This window comes from Faunimonas sp. B44, from assembly GCF_052655945.1.
The window spans coordinates 450,482-465,413 of the sequence record NZ_JBQYEX010000004.1; the positions used below are offsets into that span (position 1 = coordinate 450,482).

Consider the following 14,932-nt stretch of genomic DNA (forward strand, 5'->3'; position numbering starts at 1 on the left):
GGCCATGGTCGAGGACTTGCCTCCCGCCGAAGGCCTCTGCCGCACCTGCCTGGCGCGAGTTCCCCCGCCGGGCGCTCGCTGCCCGGCCTGCGGCAGCCCCCGGCTGGTGCGGCATGCCGAACTGTTCCGGCTGGCGATCGCCCATGTCGACTGCGATGCCTTCTACGCCTCGGTCGAGAAGCGCGACGACCCGTCGCTGGCGGACCGGCCCGTGATCGTCGGCGGCGGGACGCGCGGCGTGGTCGCGACCGCCTGCTACATCGCCCGCACCTACGGCGTCCGTTCGGCGATGCCGATGTTCAAGGCGCGTGCGCTCTGCCCGGAGGCCGTCGTCGTCAAGCCGAACATGGCGAAGTACGTCGCCGTTGCGCGCCAGGTGCGGAACCTGATGGAATCGCTCACGCCTGCGGTCGAGCCGCTCTCCATAGACGAGGCCTTCCTCGACCTCGGCGGCACCGAGGCGGTCCATCGCGCCCCGCCTGCGGTCACCCTCGCGCGCTTCCAGGCGCGGGTCGAGGCCGAAATCGGGATCACCGTCTCGGTCGGCCTCAGCCACAACAAGTTCCTCGCGAAGATCGCCTCCGATCTCGACAAGCCGCGCGGCTTCTCCGTTCTCGGCCGCAAGGAGACGCAGAGCTTTCTCGCGAGCCAGCCGGTCTCGATCATCTGGGGCGTCGGCACGGCGATGCAGCGGAGGCTCGCCTCGGACGGCATCACCACGGTCGCCCATCTCCAGGGGCTCGACGAGGCCGCGCTCGGGCGGCGCTACGGCGCGACGGGGCTGAGGCTCGCCCGGCTCGCCCGCGGCGAGGATGCCCGCGCCGTCGATCCGGTGAGCGTGACGAAGAGCGTGTCGAGCGAGACCACGTTCGACGTGGATCATGCGCGGCGCGAGGAGCTCGTGCCGGTCCTCCGGCAGCTCTGCGAGAAGGTGGCCCGCCGCATGAAGGAGAAGGGCCTCGCCGGCCGCACCGTCGTCCTGAAGCTGAAGACGACCGATTTCCGCCCGCGCACCCGCCAGCAGCGCCTCGCGTCGGCGACGAACCTCGCCGACGTCATCTATCGCGCCGGCCGGCTCCTGCTCGAGCGCGAGATCGACGGCACAAGGTTTCGCCTGATCGGCATCGGCGTCACCGATCTCGGCGGCGCCGAGGCGGGCGAGGCGCTCGACATGATCGATCCGCAGGCGGCGAAGCGGGGGCTCGCGGAGGCCGCGATGGATCGCCTGCGGACGCGCTTCGGCGACGAATCGCTCAGGCTCGGGGTGACGTTCAGGCCGTTCCCGGAGCGGCCCCGAAAGCGTTGAACCTCACTCGCATTTCGGCCTTTCGAGCGGCTCCAGCCGGTCGAGCGTTCCCGAAAGCGCGTAGTCGCCGTAGTCCATGACGAGATTCTGCGTCACGCCGTTCTCGAACAGCCGGAAACTGATCTGGTAGGCCGGAACTTCCTCGCCGAGGCCCTTCGCCTCCGCCTTCTCGCCGGCATTGAAATAGGCGACGGAGACGGGCCATGACCGGAGCCCTCTCGTGAGCCCCTCCTCGCTCGCCGTCGCCTGCGCGGGCCCGATGACGGCGGTCGCCGTGTCGGCGCCGTCGTTCTCGCCGCCGCCTTCGTAGATCTCGGCGCTCAGGAACTGCTGCTCCTGGCGGGCGGCCGACAGGATCGCGTTGAGGTGCTGGCTCGGGAAGAGCGTGGCCGTGGCAAGCTTCACCGTCTTGCCCGGCGGGTTCTGCAGCTTCACCTCGATGTCGGGCCCGGTCCGGCTCGCCACGCCGTTCACGTCCTCGACCAGCTCCTGGTTGACGTAGGTGCGCGACAGGAAGCGGAACATGTCTCCCGTGCCCGTCTCGAAGGTCGAGACCCGGAAGTCGAGGAGCTTCTCGCTTCCCTCCGAATCGGCGAGCCGGACGACGAGGCGCTGGCTCATGGTGAAGCCCTCGCACGCCGAGCCGTTGATCTCGAACACCATGCGGCCGTCGGCCTCGGTGATGCCCGAGGTCTGCTTGGCGTGGTCGAGCCCGATCCGGTAGACGGCGCGGTGCGGGACGGGTGCGTCTGGAAGCCGCGGCGCCGATTGCGGCCCGGCGGCGCCGAGGACGAACACGAGCGGAAGGGCGGCAAGGCGAAGCATGCGATGCGAGGTCATGGCTGCATCTCCTTTCGGAACTGCGGCGAAAGCGCGGCGGCTACCGAAATCAGGGAACCTCAACCATCCCTCCAACGCCATTGATGGCGGGCAGTTTCCACTATTATTGTGCCTGCGGGCTGAGGAGGACCGACATGGCCGAGACGATCGCCGACCGACTCGGGCGGCTGGGCATCGTATTGCCGGCGCTCGCCGCACCGGTCGCGAACTACCTGCCCTGGTCGCTTCAGGGCGACCTCCTGTTCGTGTCCGGCCAATTGCCGCTCAGCGAGGGCAAGGTCGCGGTCCGGGGCAAGCTCGGGGAATCGGTTTCCGTGGAGGACGGCAGGCGCGCCGCCCGCCTCTGCGCCGTCAACATCCTCGCGCAGGCGCAAGCGGCTCTCGGCGACCTGGAGCGCGTCCGCGCAATCGTGCGGATCGGCGTCTTCGTGGCCTCCGTCCCGGACTTCGTCGAGCAGCACGTGGTCGCCAACGGCGCCTCGGACCTCTTGGTGGAGGTGCTCGGGGATGCCGGCCGGCATGCCCGCGCCGCCGTCGGCATGTCGGCGCTGCCGCTCGACGCGGCCGTGGAAGTCGAGGCGGTCATCGCCGTCGCGCCATGAGACGAGGCCGGCTGCGCTGGCTCACCGAACGGCCGATCGCGCATCGCGGCCTCCACGATCTCGCGGCGGGGCGGCCCGAGAACACGATCACCGCCTTTCGCGCGGCGATCTCGCACGATTACGCGATCGAGTGCGACGTCCATCCGGCCGCCGACGGCATCCCGGTGGTCTTCCACGACGACGATCTCGAGCGCCTGACGGGGCGGCGCGGCAGCGTTCGTGACCACGGCGTCGACGAACTCGCACGCCTGTCGATCCTCGGGTCCTCCGAGACGGTCCCCACCCTCGACCACGTCCTCGCCGTGGTCCACGGCCGGGTGCCGCTCCTCGTCGAACTGAAGAGCGTGCCGGGGCGCGACGCCGGATTCGCCGCCGCGGTCGCGGAGCGGCTGAAGCACTACGAGGGCCCGGTCGCCGCGATGTCCTTCGAGCCCGCTCTGATCGCGGACCTCCGGCAGGCCGCACCGCTGCTGCCGCGGGGCCTGACCGCGGAGGGCGACTACCGGGCGGCGCTCGGTCACCTCCGCACCATCCTCGGCGAGCACGTCCACTTCGTCTCCTACGCCTACGACGACCTGCCCACCCTCGCGCCGCTCTTCGCCCGCCGTGTCCTCGGCCTCCCGCTCGTCTCCTGGACGATCCGCGCGCCCGACGAGATGGAGAAGGCACGCCGCTGGAGCGACCAGATCACCTTCGAAGGTTTCCGGCCCTGATCGTGCGCCCGCATGGCGGCTTGCTCGGCATCCGGCAGCACCTAACTTGGACCCGATGAGCACGCGCGAGACCGCAGGGCCGGACGTTTCCGTGAGCGTGATGTCCGGGATCAAGGACATCCCGCGCGCCGAATGGGATGCGTGCGCCAATCCGGGCTGGGGCGGCGATCAGGGCGCTCCGCCTCCGCTCCGGCCGTACAACCCGTTCCTCACCTGGGATTTCCTCGATGCGCTCGAGGAGGCCGGCTGCGTGTCGGCGCGCACCGGCTGGTTGCCGCGCCACCTCGCGCTGCGGGCCGGCGGCCGGATCGCCGCCGTGGCGCCCTGCTATGCGAAGTCGCATTCGCAGGGGGAATACGTCTTCGACTACGGCTGGGCGGACGCCTTCGAGCGCGCCGGCGGGCAGTACTACCCGAAGCTCCAGGTGAGCGTGCCCTTCACCCCCGTTCCGGGCCCGCGCCTTCTCGTGCGGGCCGGCGAGGACTGCGACGAGCGCCGGGCGCAGCTCGCCGCGGCGCTCGTCGAGCTGGTGCGGCGGAGCGATTTCTCCTCCGCCCACATGACCTTCGTCACGGAAGCGGAATGGCGGCTCGCCGGGTCGCTCGGCTTCCTCCAGCGCACCGACCAGCAGTTCCACTGGCAGGACGAGGGCTACGGCGATTTCGACGGGTTCCTCGACGCGCTCGCCTCCCGCAAGCGCAAGGCCTTGCGGAAGGAGCGGCGTGATGCCTTGGCCGAGGGCGTCACGGTCGAATGGGTGACCGGGCGCGATCTCACCGAAGCGCACTGGGACGCCTTCTTCGCGTTCTACATGGACACCGGCTCGCGGAAGTGGGGGCGCCCCTACCTCAACCGCCGCTTCTTTTCGCTGCTGGGAGACCGCATGGCCGATCGCGTGCTTCTCGTGCTCGCGCGCCGGAACGGCCGCTACATCGCCGGCGCGCTCAATCTGGTCGGCACCGACACGCTCTACGGCCGCTACTGGGGCTGCACCGAGGACCGGCCGTTCCTGCACTTCGAGCTCTGCTACTACCAGGCCATCGACTATGCGCTCGCACACGGCCTCGCCCGGGTCGAGGCGGGCGCGCAGGGCGCCCACAAGCTCGCCCGCGGCTACCTGCCCACCGCCACCTATTCCGCGCACTACATCGCCCATCCGGGGCTGAGGCGCGCGGTCGCCAATTACCTCGAGGAGGAGCGCCGCGAGGTCGCGCTCCACGGTCGCATCCTCGCCGAGCATGCCCCGTTCCGCCGCGGCGGGCGCCTTGACCGCGACGAGGCGAGCTGAAACCGTTCAATGGCCGACGGAGGGAGATGATGACGAGCAGCCCGGGCTACGACGAGCAGAACGTGTTCGCGAAGATCATGCGCGGTGAGCTTCACGCGCACCGCGTCTACGAGGATGAGCACGCGATCGCCATCATGGACATCATGCCGCGCGGCGACGGCCACACGCTCGTGATCCCGAAGGCGCCGTCGCGCAACATCCTCGACATCGGCGCCCATGACCTCGCCAACCTCTTCCACGCCGTCCAGCGCGTGGCGCGGGCCGTTGTGAAGGCCTTCGACGCGGACGGGGTGACCATCCAGCAGTTCAACGAGCCGGCCGGCGGGCAGGTGGTGTTCCACACCCACGTCCACGTCATCCCCCGCTTCGAGGGGATCGGGCTGAAGCCGCACACCGGAAAGATGGCCGACGTGAACGCGCTGGCGGAGCAGGCCGACCGGATACGCGCCGTGCTGGGCGGGCTTGCCTAGACGATAGCCCGGGCGGCGGCCGCCTGCTGCGCGCCTTCCGCCGCCCCGGCAGGCGGCGCGGCGGCGAGGGCGGGCCGGTGGATGGCGCGCCGGATGCGGATCGCGAGACGGAGCGAGACGACGGCGACCGCCGCGCCGGCCAAGCCGTCGACGAGGTGGTGCCCGCCGTCGACGGGCGTCGACAGGATGACGCCGGTGTTGAGCGCGAGCAGCGGCCAGAACAGGAACGGCCGGCCGCGGAAAGCCAGCGCGATCAGCACCGACAGCGTGACGTGGTAGGAGGGGAAGGCGATCAGCCCTTTCGCCCCGTCGAGCGAAAGCACCGGGATCTCCAGCGCGCGCATCCGGAAGAACTCGCCCTTGTAGGCGAGGTCCACGATCGGTGCGCTGCGGGCGTAGAATTCCGGATCGGGCCGGAAATGGGCGAGAGCGCCCGCGCTCGGCAGGATCGCCGAGACGAGGATCGCGATGAGCGCGCCGATCATCACGGCGAGCACGAGCTCCCGCGCCCGCTCGCTCATGCCGAGGACCGGGAGCAGGATGGCCGCCAGTGCGACCTGCGGCAGGGTCGAGATGTAGAGCAGCGACGAGACGCGTCCGAGCCAGTCCCGCTCGTTGACGAAGGCGACGTAGGCAAGCCAGTCGAACCCCATCAGCCGGTCGAAGGCGACGAGCGCGCCGTCGATGAGCGGCCGGTCGCTGGCCGTGGCGAGATAGCTGAGCATCGCGGCCGCGGCGGTGAAGGCGGCGAGATGGCCGGTCTCCCGCATCAGATGGGCGACCGGCGGGTCCTTCCGCCATGCCATGTAGAACCAGCCGAGCGCCATCAGGACCGGCCAGGCGACGAGGACCTTCCATGCGCTCGCCCAGTCGAAGCGGAGTCCGAGCGCCGCCATGCCCGCCGCATCGAGCGCCAGCACCGATGCGACGATCGCCGTCTTGATTCGGTCTTCGCGGTCCAATGTGCGTCCTCCGCGTTCGCCCGCAGCTTTACGCGGCGGCACGTGAAGACCGGGTAAACTCAGCCGACGAGCAGCCAGCCGCCCAGCAGCACGGCTTCGGCGGCGGCGACCCCGAGCGCGATGACGTTGCCGGCGAGCCGGAAGGCCAGCCAGCCGATCGCCGCGGCCGCGATGCGCAGCTCGACCGGCGCCCCGGCGAGCGCGCCCGACGGGAAGAGCAGCAACTGCCCGATCACACCCGCCACCAGCCCTGTCGCCGTCGCCCTCACCCAGACGAGCGCCAGCGAATCGCCCGCCATCCGCGACCCCGCCAGGACCCCGATCCACCGCCAGATGTCGGTCGCGAGCCACCCGCCGAGCAGGATGAAGAGGAACGGCCACCACGGCGCGTCGATGCCGTCGAAGGCGAGGTTCATGTCGCCCGCCGCCGCGCCAGATGGGCGAGAAAGGCGAGCGTCCCCGCGAGCAGACCCGACCAGACCAGCCCGAGCGGCACCTGATAATAGTGGAACACCGGTCCCGACACGAGGCCGAACAGCAGGGCGAGGCGCTCCGCCACGATCTTCGAGGCGGCCGTCATGGAGGTCAGGAAGTAGATCGGCGTGAGGAAGAACAGCGCCCCTGCGAGAAGCGGCGGCAGCTGGCCGGACAGGTTGTAGCTGACCGCCGTGATGATGGTGTTCGCGACCGTCAGCGTGACGCCCATTCCCGCGAAGAACGGGACGCGCGCCTCCTTCGGCATTTCCGGCAGGCGGACGAGGGCGACGACCCAGGACGTGACCGCGACGAAGTGCGAGAGCAGGAGGAGTTTCCAGCCGGCCGTGCGCTCCGGCTGCATGAGGGGCACCCAGGCGGCGACCATCGGGGCGAAGCGTACGGAGGAGAGCGTCACGGCGAGCGCCACCGCAGGCAGCGTCGCGCCCGCGGCGACCGCTCCCACCAGGATCACCTGGCCGGGCAGCGCCCACATGGTCCAGGTGATGAACACCGACTGCATGAGCGTCAGCCCGGATTCGCGGCAGAGCGCCCCGAAGCCGATGAAGGACGACATCAGGATCAGCCCGGGTGTCGAGACGAGGATGCGCGTCCCGCGCAGGAACCAGCGACGCGCGGGCACGTCGGAGAAGGGGTCGAAGGCCATGGCAGACCTTTAGTCGGGACGCCGGCCGGAAAGAAGGGGCGGCGCGGCGGTGGCGTTCCGCCGCGCCTTCGTATCAGGCCTTCAGGGGCACCCGCGGCACCGAGCCGCCGCCGCGGGGCGGCGTGCCGGGTGAAGGCGGGCTGCGCCGGGCCGGGCGGTCGCTCTTCGGCGGCCGCGGCGGCTTGGCGGCGCCCTCGTCCGGGATCGCCTCGAGCTTCAGGGCGCGGCTGCCGTCTTCCTTCTCCTCCACGGAGACCTTCACCACGCCGCCCTTCTGGAGCTTCCCGAACAGGACCTCCTCGGCGAGCGGCTTCTTGATCTCCTCCTGGATCAGGCGGGCGAGCGGGCGTGCGCCCATGCGCTCGTCATAGCCGCGCTCAGCCAGCCACGCGACCGCCGGCTCGTCGAGCGCGAAGGTCACGCCGCGGTCGGCGAGCTGGGCCTCCAGCTGCAGGACGAACTTCTGGACGACGTCGTGAACGACCTCCGGCGGCAGCGCGCCGAACGGGATGATCGCGTCCAGCCGGTTGCGGAACTCGGGCGTGAACAGCCGGTTGATCGCCTCCTCGTCGTCGCCCTGGCGGCGCGAATGGCCGAACCCGATCGCCGACTTGGCGAGCTCCGCGGCCCCCGCATTGGTCGTCATGATCAGGATCACGTTGCGGAAATCGACCTGCTTGCCGTTGTGGTCGGTCAGCTTGCCGTGATCCATGATCTGCAGGAGGATGTTGAACAGATCCGGATGCGCCTTCTCGATCTCGTCGAGGAGCAGCACGCAATGCGGGGTCTGGTCGACGCCGTCGGTCAGCAGGCCGCCCTGGTCGAACCCGACATAGCCCGGCGGCGCGCCGATCAGCCGCGAGACGGTGTGCCGCTCCATGTATTCCGACATGTCGAAGCGCAGGAGCCGCACCCCGAGAAGGCTGGCCAGCTGGCGCGCCACCTCGGTCTTGCCGACGCCCGTCGGGCCGGAGAACAGGTAGTTGCCGATCGGCTTCTCCGGCTCGCGCAGGCCGGCGCGGGCGAGCTTGATGGCCGAGGCGAGCGCCTCGATCGCCTTGTCCTGCCCGAACACCACCCGCTTCAGGTTGCGGTCGAGATGGACGAGCACCTCGGCGTCGTCCTTGGAGACCGACTTCGGCGGGATGCGCGCCATGGTCGCCACCGTCGCCTCGATGTCCTTGACGCCGATCGTCTTCTTGCGGCGGCTCTCCGGCAGGAGCATCTGCGACGCGCCGGATTCGTCGATGACGTCGATCGCCTTGTCGGGAAGCTTGCGGTCGTTGATGTAGCGCGCCGAAAGCTCCACGGCGGTGCGGATCGCGTCGTTCGTGTAGCGCACCTTGTGGTGGTCCTCGAAATAGGGCTTCAGGCCCTGCAGGATGTCGACCGTGTCCGGGATCGACGGCTCATTGACGTCGATCTTCTGGAACCGCCGCACCAGCGCCCGGTCCTTCTCGAAGAACTGCCGGTACTCCTTGTAGGTCGTGGAGCCGATGCAGCGCAGCGTTCCGGAGGCGAGCGCCGGCTTCAGCAGGTTGGAGGCGTCCATCGCGCCGCCGGAGGTCGCGCCGGCGCCGATCACAGTGTGGATCTCGTCGATGAACATGATGGCGCCCTCGTGCGCCTCGATCTCCTTGATGACCTGCTTCAGCCGCTCCTCGAAATCGCCGCGGTAGCGCGTGCCGGCGAGCAGCGCGCCCATGTCCAGCGCGAAGATGGTGCAGCCGCGCAAGACGTCCGGGACGTCGCCCTCGACGATCTTCTTGGCGAGGCCCTCGGCGATGGCGGTCTTGCCGACGCCGGGATCGCCGACATAGAGCGGGTTGTTCTTGGAGCGGCGGCACAGCACCTGGATCGTGCGGCGCAATTCGGGTTCGCGGCCGATCAGCGGGTCGATCTTGCCGGCCCGGGCCTTCTGGTTGAGGTTGATGCACCAGGCTTCCAGCGCGCTCTCCTTCCCCGAACTCGCTTCGCTCTCTTCCTGCTCCTGCCCCTCTTCCCGGGCGCCGCGCGCGCCCCGGACCTCTTCCGCGCCCGGCCGCTTGGCGATTCCGTGCGAGATGTAATTTACCGCATCATAGCGGGTCATGTCCTGCTCCTGCAGGAAATATGCCGCGTGGCTCTCCCGCTCCGCGAACATGGCGACGAGCACGTTGGCGCCCGTCACCTCCTCGCGCCCGGAAGACTGCACGTGGATGACCGCGCGCTGGATCACGCGCTGGAAGCCGGCGGTCGGCTTCGCGTCCTCGCCGTCCTCGCCGACGAGGTTCGAGAGCTCGGTGTCGATGTATTCGGTGATGTCCGTCCGCAGGCGCTCCAGGTCGACGTTGCAGGCGCGCATGACGGCGGATGCGTCCTTGTCCTCCGTCAGGGCGAGGAGGAGGTGCTCGAGCGTCGCGAACTCCTGGTCGCGCTCATTGGCATAGCCGAGCGCGCGATGTAGCGCCAATTCGAGGGAGCGGGAAAAAGATGGCACGGCCTCTGACCTCTCGGGCTAATTCTTCTCCATAACGCACTGAAGCGGATGTTGATGCTTGCGGGCGAAATCCATCACCTGGGTCACCTTGGTCTCGGCGATTTCGTACGTGTAGACGCCGCATTCGCCCACGCCGTGGTTGTGGACGTGGAGCATGATCCGCGTGGCGTCGTCCTGGCTCTTCTGGAAGAAGCGCATCAGGACGTGCACGACGAACTCCATGGGAGTGTAGTCGTCGTTGAGGAGCAGGACCCGATAGAGATTGGGTCGCTTGGCCTTGGGCTGCGTCTTGGTGACGACAGCCGTTCCGCTGCCCGTCTTGCCCTCGTCACCCTTCCGCGTGTCCCTCGCCATTCCACCAATCCGCTACCGCGAACAGCCGCCTCTCGCCTGCGATATGTAGGTGCGTCGGATCAGAATGTCAGGCTTCGCGGCGAAGGGGAATCCCTTGCCTTCAAATGGCCACCCCCGGAATCGAAAAGGCGCCCGGCCGATGGACCGGGCGCCCTTTCAGATCGCGATGGAACCGAATTCACTTCGCCGGAAAATAACCCTCGAACGGCTTCATCGCCTCCTTGGCGAGGCCGAGATAGAGCTCGCCCATGCGGTTGGCCTGGCTGACGGCCGACTCGTACGAGCTCTTCAGGTACGTCGACTGCGCCTCGAACGCGCCCTCGAGGCTCTTGGTGCCCATCAGGCGCTCGAGGTGGGCCGCGCCCTCTTCGTACGCCTTCTTGGTGTAGTCCGCGGTCTCGACCGCGATCGTCTGCAGGCCCTTGGAGACCGCGCCGAAGCTCTCGATCGACTTCGTCATGTTCTCTTTGCCGACCTTCTGAATGTCGTCCAATCCGTTGATCATCGCTCGCATCCCTCTGCTCGCCCAAACGTGAAATCGTGCGCGTGCCGCGCTTCCGTAGGGGAATATATGTGCACTGCAACATAATGCAAGCACATTTTTGCAGTGCAACATACCGGGCCGACGCAGGCGGCCATCCGGCGGAGGCGCCACGTTAACCGTGCCGTTTTACCGTCTGGTAACGACGATGAACGTAGCTTTCGCCAAATGCCAACGAGCCCGGGGCCAAGCCGTCCCGGCGAACCGGGCACAGCCCGACCGAGTGGGGTAGTTCGTGTACAAGTCCATCCCGTTCCCGCAGTCCGGCCGCCGTCATCCGCTTGCCGCCGTCATGGCCCTGCTGCTGGGCCTCGTCATGGCGGCCGCCGCCCCGGCATCGGCCAACGAGCGCTATGCGGCGCTGGTGGTCGATGCCAAGACCGGCGAGACCCTCTTCGCCCGCAATGCCGACGACCTGCGGTTTCCCGCGTCGCTGACGAAGATGATGACGCTCTACATCCTGTTCGAGGAGATGGAGGCCGGGCGGATGGGCGTGAACACGCCGCTCCAGGTCTCCGCCAACGCCGCCGCGCAGGCACCGTCCAAGCTCGGCATCCCGGCCGGCCGCACCATCCGGGTCGATGACGCCATCAAGGCGCTCGCCGTGAAGTCCGCCAACGACATCGCCGTGGTCATCGCGGAGAACATCGAGGGCTCCGTCGACGCCTTCGCCCGGCGCATGACGCGCACCGCCCGCGCGATCGGCATGGACCGCACCACCTTCAGGAACCCGCACGGCCTGCCCAATCCCCAGCAGACCACCACCGCCCGCGACATGGCCACGCTCGGCCGCGCCCTGCAGGACCGCTTCCCCCGCTACTTCGCCTATTTCGGCACGCGCACCTTCAGCTACGGCAAGGCGACCTACCGCAACACCAACCGCCTGCTCGGGACAGTCGAGGGCGTGGAGGGGATCAAGACCGGCTACACGCGCGCCTCCGGCTTCAATCTCGTCACCTCGGTGCAGCGCGGCAACCGCAAGATCGTCGCCGTCGTCATGGGCGGCCAGACCGGCGCCAGCCGCAACGCGCACATGAAGGAGCTGATCGCGACCTATCTGCCGGGCGCCAATCCCGGCAAGCGCACCGCGCCGCTGCTCGTCGCCGACACCAGCCACATCAGCGGCGCGCCCCTGCCGCGTGTCCGGCCGGGCTACACCCCCGCCGCCACGCTCGCATCGGCCGAGATCGGCCGGCCGGCCGGCGAGGAGGCTGTCGGTGACGCGCCGGTGGCGATCGCCGCCATGGCTTCGGCCGCAAAGCCGGCGGCGCGGCCCGCGCCGGAGGGCGCCGACCCGATCGCCGCCCGGATCCTCGCCGCGCAGGAGGTCGCCCAGCTCGCCTATGCGCCGGCGCATGAGCGCGCCGACGACCCGATCGCGCGCCTTGCCGAGCTCGCCCAGGCGAAGTCGCACCAGCCGCCGAGGGCCCGGCAGGCAGTGGTCGCCGCTCCCGCCGAGGCGGCGCCGGCCTCGCGCTCCGGCTGGCAGATCCAGATCGGCGCCGTCCCGAGCCGCGAAGGCGCCGACGCGCTCCTGTCCAAGGCCAGCAGCGCGGCCGGCGACGTCGTGGCCCGCCTCGAGCCGTTCACCATTGCCGTGGATGCCGGCGGCACCACGCTCTACCGCGCCCGCTTCGCCGGCTTCGACGGCAAGGACGACGCCCGCAAGGCCTGCACGCAGTTGAAGCGCAAGTCCTTCGACTGCCTGGCTGTCCCGAACTGAGCGGGGTCAGCGATGTTTCCGCAGGAGCCTGTCCTTGGCCTCGTTGATCTGGGCGGCCAGAGCGGCGCTGCCGCCCCGGTCGGGATGGACCTGTTTCATCAGCCGGCGGTGCGCCTCCCGGATCTCCGCTTCCCCGGCGCCCTTCTCAAGCCCAAGGATCTGATGGGCCTCATCCGCGCTCATGCCGCCCGCGCCCGGCGCCGGACCAGCCCGCCGCGCCCGGTCCGCCTCGACGTCCTCTCGCCAGCCGGGATGCGCGCGGTCGAGATAAGCTTCAAGGAGCCGTAGCGACTGCGCGTCGCCTTGCAGCTCCTCGGCGAGGACGAGGAGTTCCGCGAGCGCGAGTTCCGACAGCATCCTGCCCTCGTAGCGGCCGGACAGCACCTTGCCGTCCATCTCGCCGGTGTCGTGGTCGAGCGTCATCTCCAGCGTGCCGGAACGGACGCCGGAGGATCCGGCACCCGACCCGCCGCTCCAGGCGACGCGGCGCAGCAGCGCGAAGCCGGCCATTCCCATCGGGAGCGCCACGGCGAATTGCCGCAGATAGGCGAGCACGAGCGCGCCGGCGATCAGAGCGAGCCCCGTCGTCCGCTTCAGCGCCCGGGCGAGCCCCGCCGGGGGCGTGTTGAGGAAGTACCGGCCCGCAAAGACGAGCACCGCCGCGAACAGCGCGACGATCAGGAGGATCCGGATCACTTCAGATGGGCGAGCAGCTGCTGCGCCCCCTCCACGCGCGACGACCGGAGCGCCTTCAGCCCGCCCGCGGCATAGGTCGCGACCGCCGCCAGCAGGGACGAGAGCTTGCCGGCCGAGGCCGCGTCGAACCGGAGATGCGCGCCGTTCGTCAGCCGCGCGATCTCGCGGAAGGTCCGTTCCGCGGCCGGGTCCCTGCCTTCCTGGAACATGAAGGCGCGCACGCCGAGCAGGCCCAGTTCGCCGGCGAGGGCCGCCAGGTCGTCGGGGTTCTCCTCCATCGCGTCGCCGACATAGGCGAGTGCTGCGACCGGGCGCTTCTCGGCCTCGCGCCGGACATGGGCGAGCACCTTCCGGATCTGGGTGTGGCCGCCGCGGCAGTCGATTCTCACCATGAGGTCGCGCAGCGCCCGCGTGTCGGCGACCCAGCGCGACGCCTGGCACTCGCCGAACCCGCGGAAGTAGACGAGCTGCACAGCGAGCCCGCCGACCGAGCCGGCCGCGTCGAACATGCCGGCCTGGAGCTCGCAGGCGAGGTCCCATGTCGGCTGGCGGCTCATGGTCGCGTCGAGGGCGAAGATGAGGCGACCGCGGGCCGCACCCGATACCGGGGCGAGCGCGGCCGCGCGCTTCAGGAAGGCATCGACCTCGCTGTCCGCGGCGGCGTGCTCCGGCACGCCGGAACCGGTCGGCGCGGGCGGTCTGGCGTTCTTGCTGCTCATTTCTCGGTCTTGAGCGCGCGAAGCGCGGCGAACGGCGATCTCTCGGCCTCCGGCGCGGCCTCGACATGGTCCGCGAAGCCGATGCCCTCGGCGCGCGGATAGGGGTCGAGCCCGAGCGCCAGGTGCTCGCTGGCGATCACGCCGAGATCGATGCGGCCGTTGCTGTAGAGGTCCGGCACGTCGGTCTCGAAGGCGTCGACGTAGATCTCCTGCTTGCGCTCGCGGCGCGCGCCGCGCTCCTCCTCGACGAGTTCCACCTCGACCGGCTCCAGCACCTCCTGCGTGACCGGCTCGAGCGTCACGACGCAGGTCTGCACGACCCGGCCGCGCACAGCGCCGCGGACGCTGATCGCCCGGCCGCGGACCGGCCGCAGCTCGAGTTCGGCTTCCAGCGCCTCGACGGCGGGAATGCCGAGCGCCTCGGCGAGCGCCGTCCGCTCCTCCGGACCGGCCTCGAGGTGCACGAACTTGCCGCCCGGCGGAATGTCCCGCACGGGCACGGAATGGGAGAACGGGATCCCGCTCATGACGCTCCTCCCTCCTCTGGAAAGATGGGCTCCGGGTATGGCAGCCTGCCCGCCCGGAGCTCCGCCACGCTGGCCGCCTCGAACTGGCCCACCGCCGCCGCGAGATAGCCGGCGAGCGCCTCCGCCGCGCCGCTTGCCGCGCCCTCCGGGAAGACGTTTCGCGCGAGCGCGCGTTCCACCGCGCCGCCCCCTTCGGCCAGCGCGTCGCGATAGGCGGTGAGCCGGCCGGCGAACGCGCCGTAGAGGCTCTTCATCCGCTTCGGCACCTTGAGGTCGGCGATGCCCAGCGCGCGCTGCGCGTCGTCCATGTCCGTGACGAAGATCTCCGAGACCCGCCGCGCCAGCCCGGGATCGCCCTCGGGCACGTACATCAGCCGGTGCACCACAGGATAGAAATGGACGGCGAGCATCTCGAACCGCCCGCTCACGGTGTCCGCCACGCCCAGCTGCTCGTAGAACACCGGCCGACGCGACGCGGCCACGATCGCGGCATAGATGCGCTCGCCGGCCTCGCGTTCGGCGCGGCCGCGGGTCAGGAAGCTCAACATGCCTCGCTTCTGCATCGTCCGGC

Annotated in this window: 17 protein-coding genes; 6 read left to right on the forward strand and 11 right to left on the reverse strand. The window is 69.8% G+C overall.

The features are described 5' to 3' along the window. The first annotated feature begins 4 nt into the window (after positions 1-4). Positions 5-1,306 carry a DNA polymerase IV gene (locus tag ACUN0C_RS11100; protein WP_445466415.1) on the forward strand — a complete coding sequence of 434 codons (1,302 nt, stop codon included), beginning with the start codon at positions 5-7 and terminating at the stop codon, positions 1,304-1,306. A gap of 3 nt (positions 1,307-1,309) precedes the next feature. Here ACUN0C_RS11100 and ACUN0C_RS11105 read toward each other — a convergent pair whose 3' ends face one another. Then, positions 1,310-2,146: a cell envelope integrity EipB family protein gene (locus ACUN0C_RS11105; RefSeq protein WP_445466416.1), complete on the reverse strand. Its 837-nt coding sequence runs from the start codon at positions 2,144-2,146 to the stop codon at positions 1,310-1,312. A 134-nt stretch (positions 2,147-2,280) separates the two neighbouring features. Here ACUN0C_RS11105 and ACUN0C_RS11110 point away from each other — a divergent pair, with 134 nt between their 5' ends. The 4 genes from ACUN0C_RS11110 to ACUN0C_RS11125 are packed head-to-tail and all read left to right on the forward strand — an operon-like array spanning position 2,281 to position 5,219. Then, the gene (locus tag ACUN0C_RS11110) at positions 2,281-2,748 is read left to right on the forward strand and encodes a RidA family protein (protein ID WP_445466417.1); all 468 of its coding nucleotides are present in this window, start codon (positions 2,281-2,283) and stop codon (positions 2,746-2,748) included. Beyond that, entirely contained in the window at positions 2,745-3,461 is a 717-nt protein-coding gene (locus ACUN0C_RS11115) for a glycerophosphodiester phosphodiesterase family protein (RefSeq protein WP_445466418.1), read from the forward strand. Before ACUN0C_RS11110 ends, ACUN0C_RS11115 begins: the two co-directional genes overlap by 4 nt. A gap of 55 nt (positions 3,462-3,516) precedes the next feature. After that, positions 3,517-4,749 (forward strand): GNAT family N-acetyltransferase, encoded by a 1,233-nt coding sequence (locus tag ACUN0C_RS11120; protein WP_445466419.1) that lies wholly within the window; start codon positions 3,517-3,519, stop codon positions 4,747-4,749. Between the two features lie 29 nt (positions 4,750-4,778). Continuing rightward, positions 4,779-5,219, forward strand: coding sequence for an HIT family protein (locus tag ACUN0C_RS11125; protein ID WP_445466420.1), 441 nt, complete (start codon positions 4,779-4,781; stop codon positions 5,217-5,219). Here ACUN0C_RS11125 and ACUN0C_RS11130 read toward each other — a convergent pair. From ACUN0C_RS11130 to ACUN0C_RS11155, 6 genes are all read right to left on the reverse strand, one after another. Then, on the reverse strand, positions 5,216-6,181 hold the full coding sequence (locus ACUN0C_RS11130) for a phosphatase PAP2 family protein (RefSeq protein ID WP_445466421.1): 966 nt from the start codon (positions 6,179-6,181) through the stop codon (positions 5,216-5,218). The genes ACUN0C_RS11125 and ACUN0C_RS11130 overlap by 4 nt on opposite strands. Positions 6,182-6,240: 59 nt before the next feature. Next, entirely contained in the window at positions 6,241-6,597 is a 357-nt protein-coding gene (locus tag ACUN0C_RS11135) for an AzlD domain-containing protein (protein ID WP_445466422.1), read from the reverse strand. Further along, positions 6,594-7,322, reverse strand: coding sequence for an AzlC family ABC transporter permease (locus ACUN0C_RS11140; protein ID WP_445466423.1), 729 nt, complete (start codon positions 7,320-7,322; stop codon positions 6,594-6,596). The genes ACUN0C_RS11135 and ACUN0C_RS11140 overlap by 4 nt, the downstream gene beginning before the upstream one ends. Before the next feature lie 73 nt (positions 7,323-7,395). Next, positions 7,396-9,801, reverse strand: a complete 2,406-nt coding sequence (clpA, locus tag ACUN0C_RS11145; protein WP_445466424.1) for an ATP-dependent Clp protease ATP-binding subunit ClpA — start codon at positions 9,799-9,801, stop codon at positions 7,396-7,398. 18 nt (positions 9,802-9,819) lie between these two features. After that, complete coding sequence (gene clpS, locus ACUN0C_RS11150) at positions 9,820-10,155, reverse strand: ATP-dependent Clp protease adapter ClpS (protein WP_445466425.1); 336 nt, start codon at positions 10,153-10,155, stop codon at positions 9,820-9,822. A gap of 178 nt (positions 10,156-10,333) precedes the next feature. Continuing rightward, a complete protein-coding gene (locus ACUN0C_RS11155) occupies positions 10,334-10,660 on the reverse strand; it encodes a phasin family protein (RefSeq protein ID WP_445466426.1) in 327 nt (108 codons plus the stop codon). Between the two features lie 271 nt (positions 10,661-10,931). On the opposite strand from ACUN0C_RS11155, the gene ACUN0C_RS11160 reads away from it, so the two are divergent. Next, positions 10,932-12,419 carry a D-alanyl-D-alanine carboxypeptidase gene (locus ACUN0C_RS11160; RefSeq protein ID WP_445466427.1) on the forward strand — a complete coding sequence of 496 codons (1,488 nt, stop codon included), beginning with the start codon at positions 10,932-10,934 and terminating at the stop codon, positions 12,417-12,419. A 6-nt stretch (positions 12,420-12,425) separates the two neighbouring features. Here ACUN0C_RS11160 and ACUN0C_RS11165 read toward each other — a convergent pair whose 3' ends face one another. Genes ACUN0C_RS11165 through ACUN0C_RS11180 form a run of 4 tightly spaced genes read right to left on the reverse strand, consistent with a single transcriptional unit; the run spans position 12,426 to position 14,909 of the window. Next, entirely contained in the window at positions 12,426-13,115 is a 690-nt protein-coding gene (locus tag ACUN0C_RS11165) for a DnaJ domain-containing protein (protein ID WP_445466428.1), read from the reverse strand. Next, positions 13,112-13,834 (reverse strand): VWA domain-containing protein, encoded by a 723-nt coding sequence (locus tag ACUN0C_RS11170; protein WP_445466429.1) that lies wholly within the window; start codon positions 13,832-13,834, stop codon positions 13,112-13,114. The genes ACUN0C_RS11165 and ACUN0C_RS11170 overlap by 4 nt, the downstream gene beginning before the upstream one ends. Next, on the reverse strand, positions 13,831-14,361 hold the full coding sequence (locus tag ACUN0C_RS11175) for a YceD family protein (RefSeq protein ID WP_445466430.1): 531 nt from the start codon (positions 14,359-14,361) through the stop codon (positions 13,831-13,833). Before ACUN0C_RS11175 ends, ACUN0C_RS11170 begins: the two co-directional genes overlap by 4 nt. After that, positions 14,358-14,909, reverse strand: a complete 552-nt coding sequence (locus ACUN0C_RS11180) for a ubiquinol-cytochrome C chaperone family protein (RefSeq protein ID WP_445466431.1) — start codon at positions 14,907-14,909, stop codon at positions 14,358-14,360. Before ACUN0C_RS11180 ends, ACUN0C_RS11175 begins: the two co-directional genes overlap by 4 nt. Between the last annotated feature and the right edge of the window lie 23 nt (positions 14,910-14,932).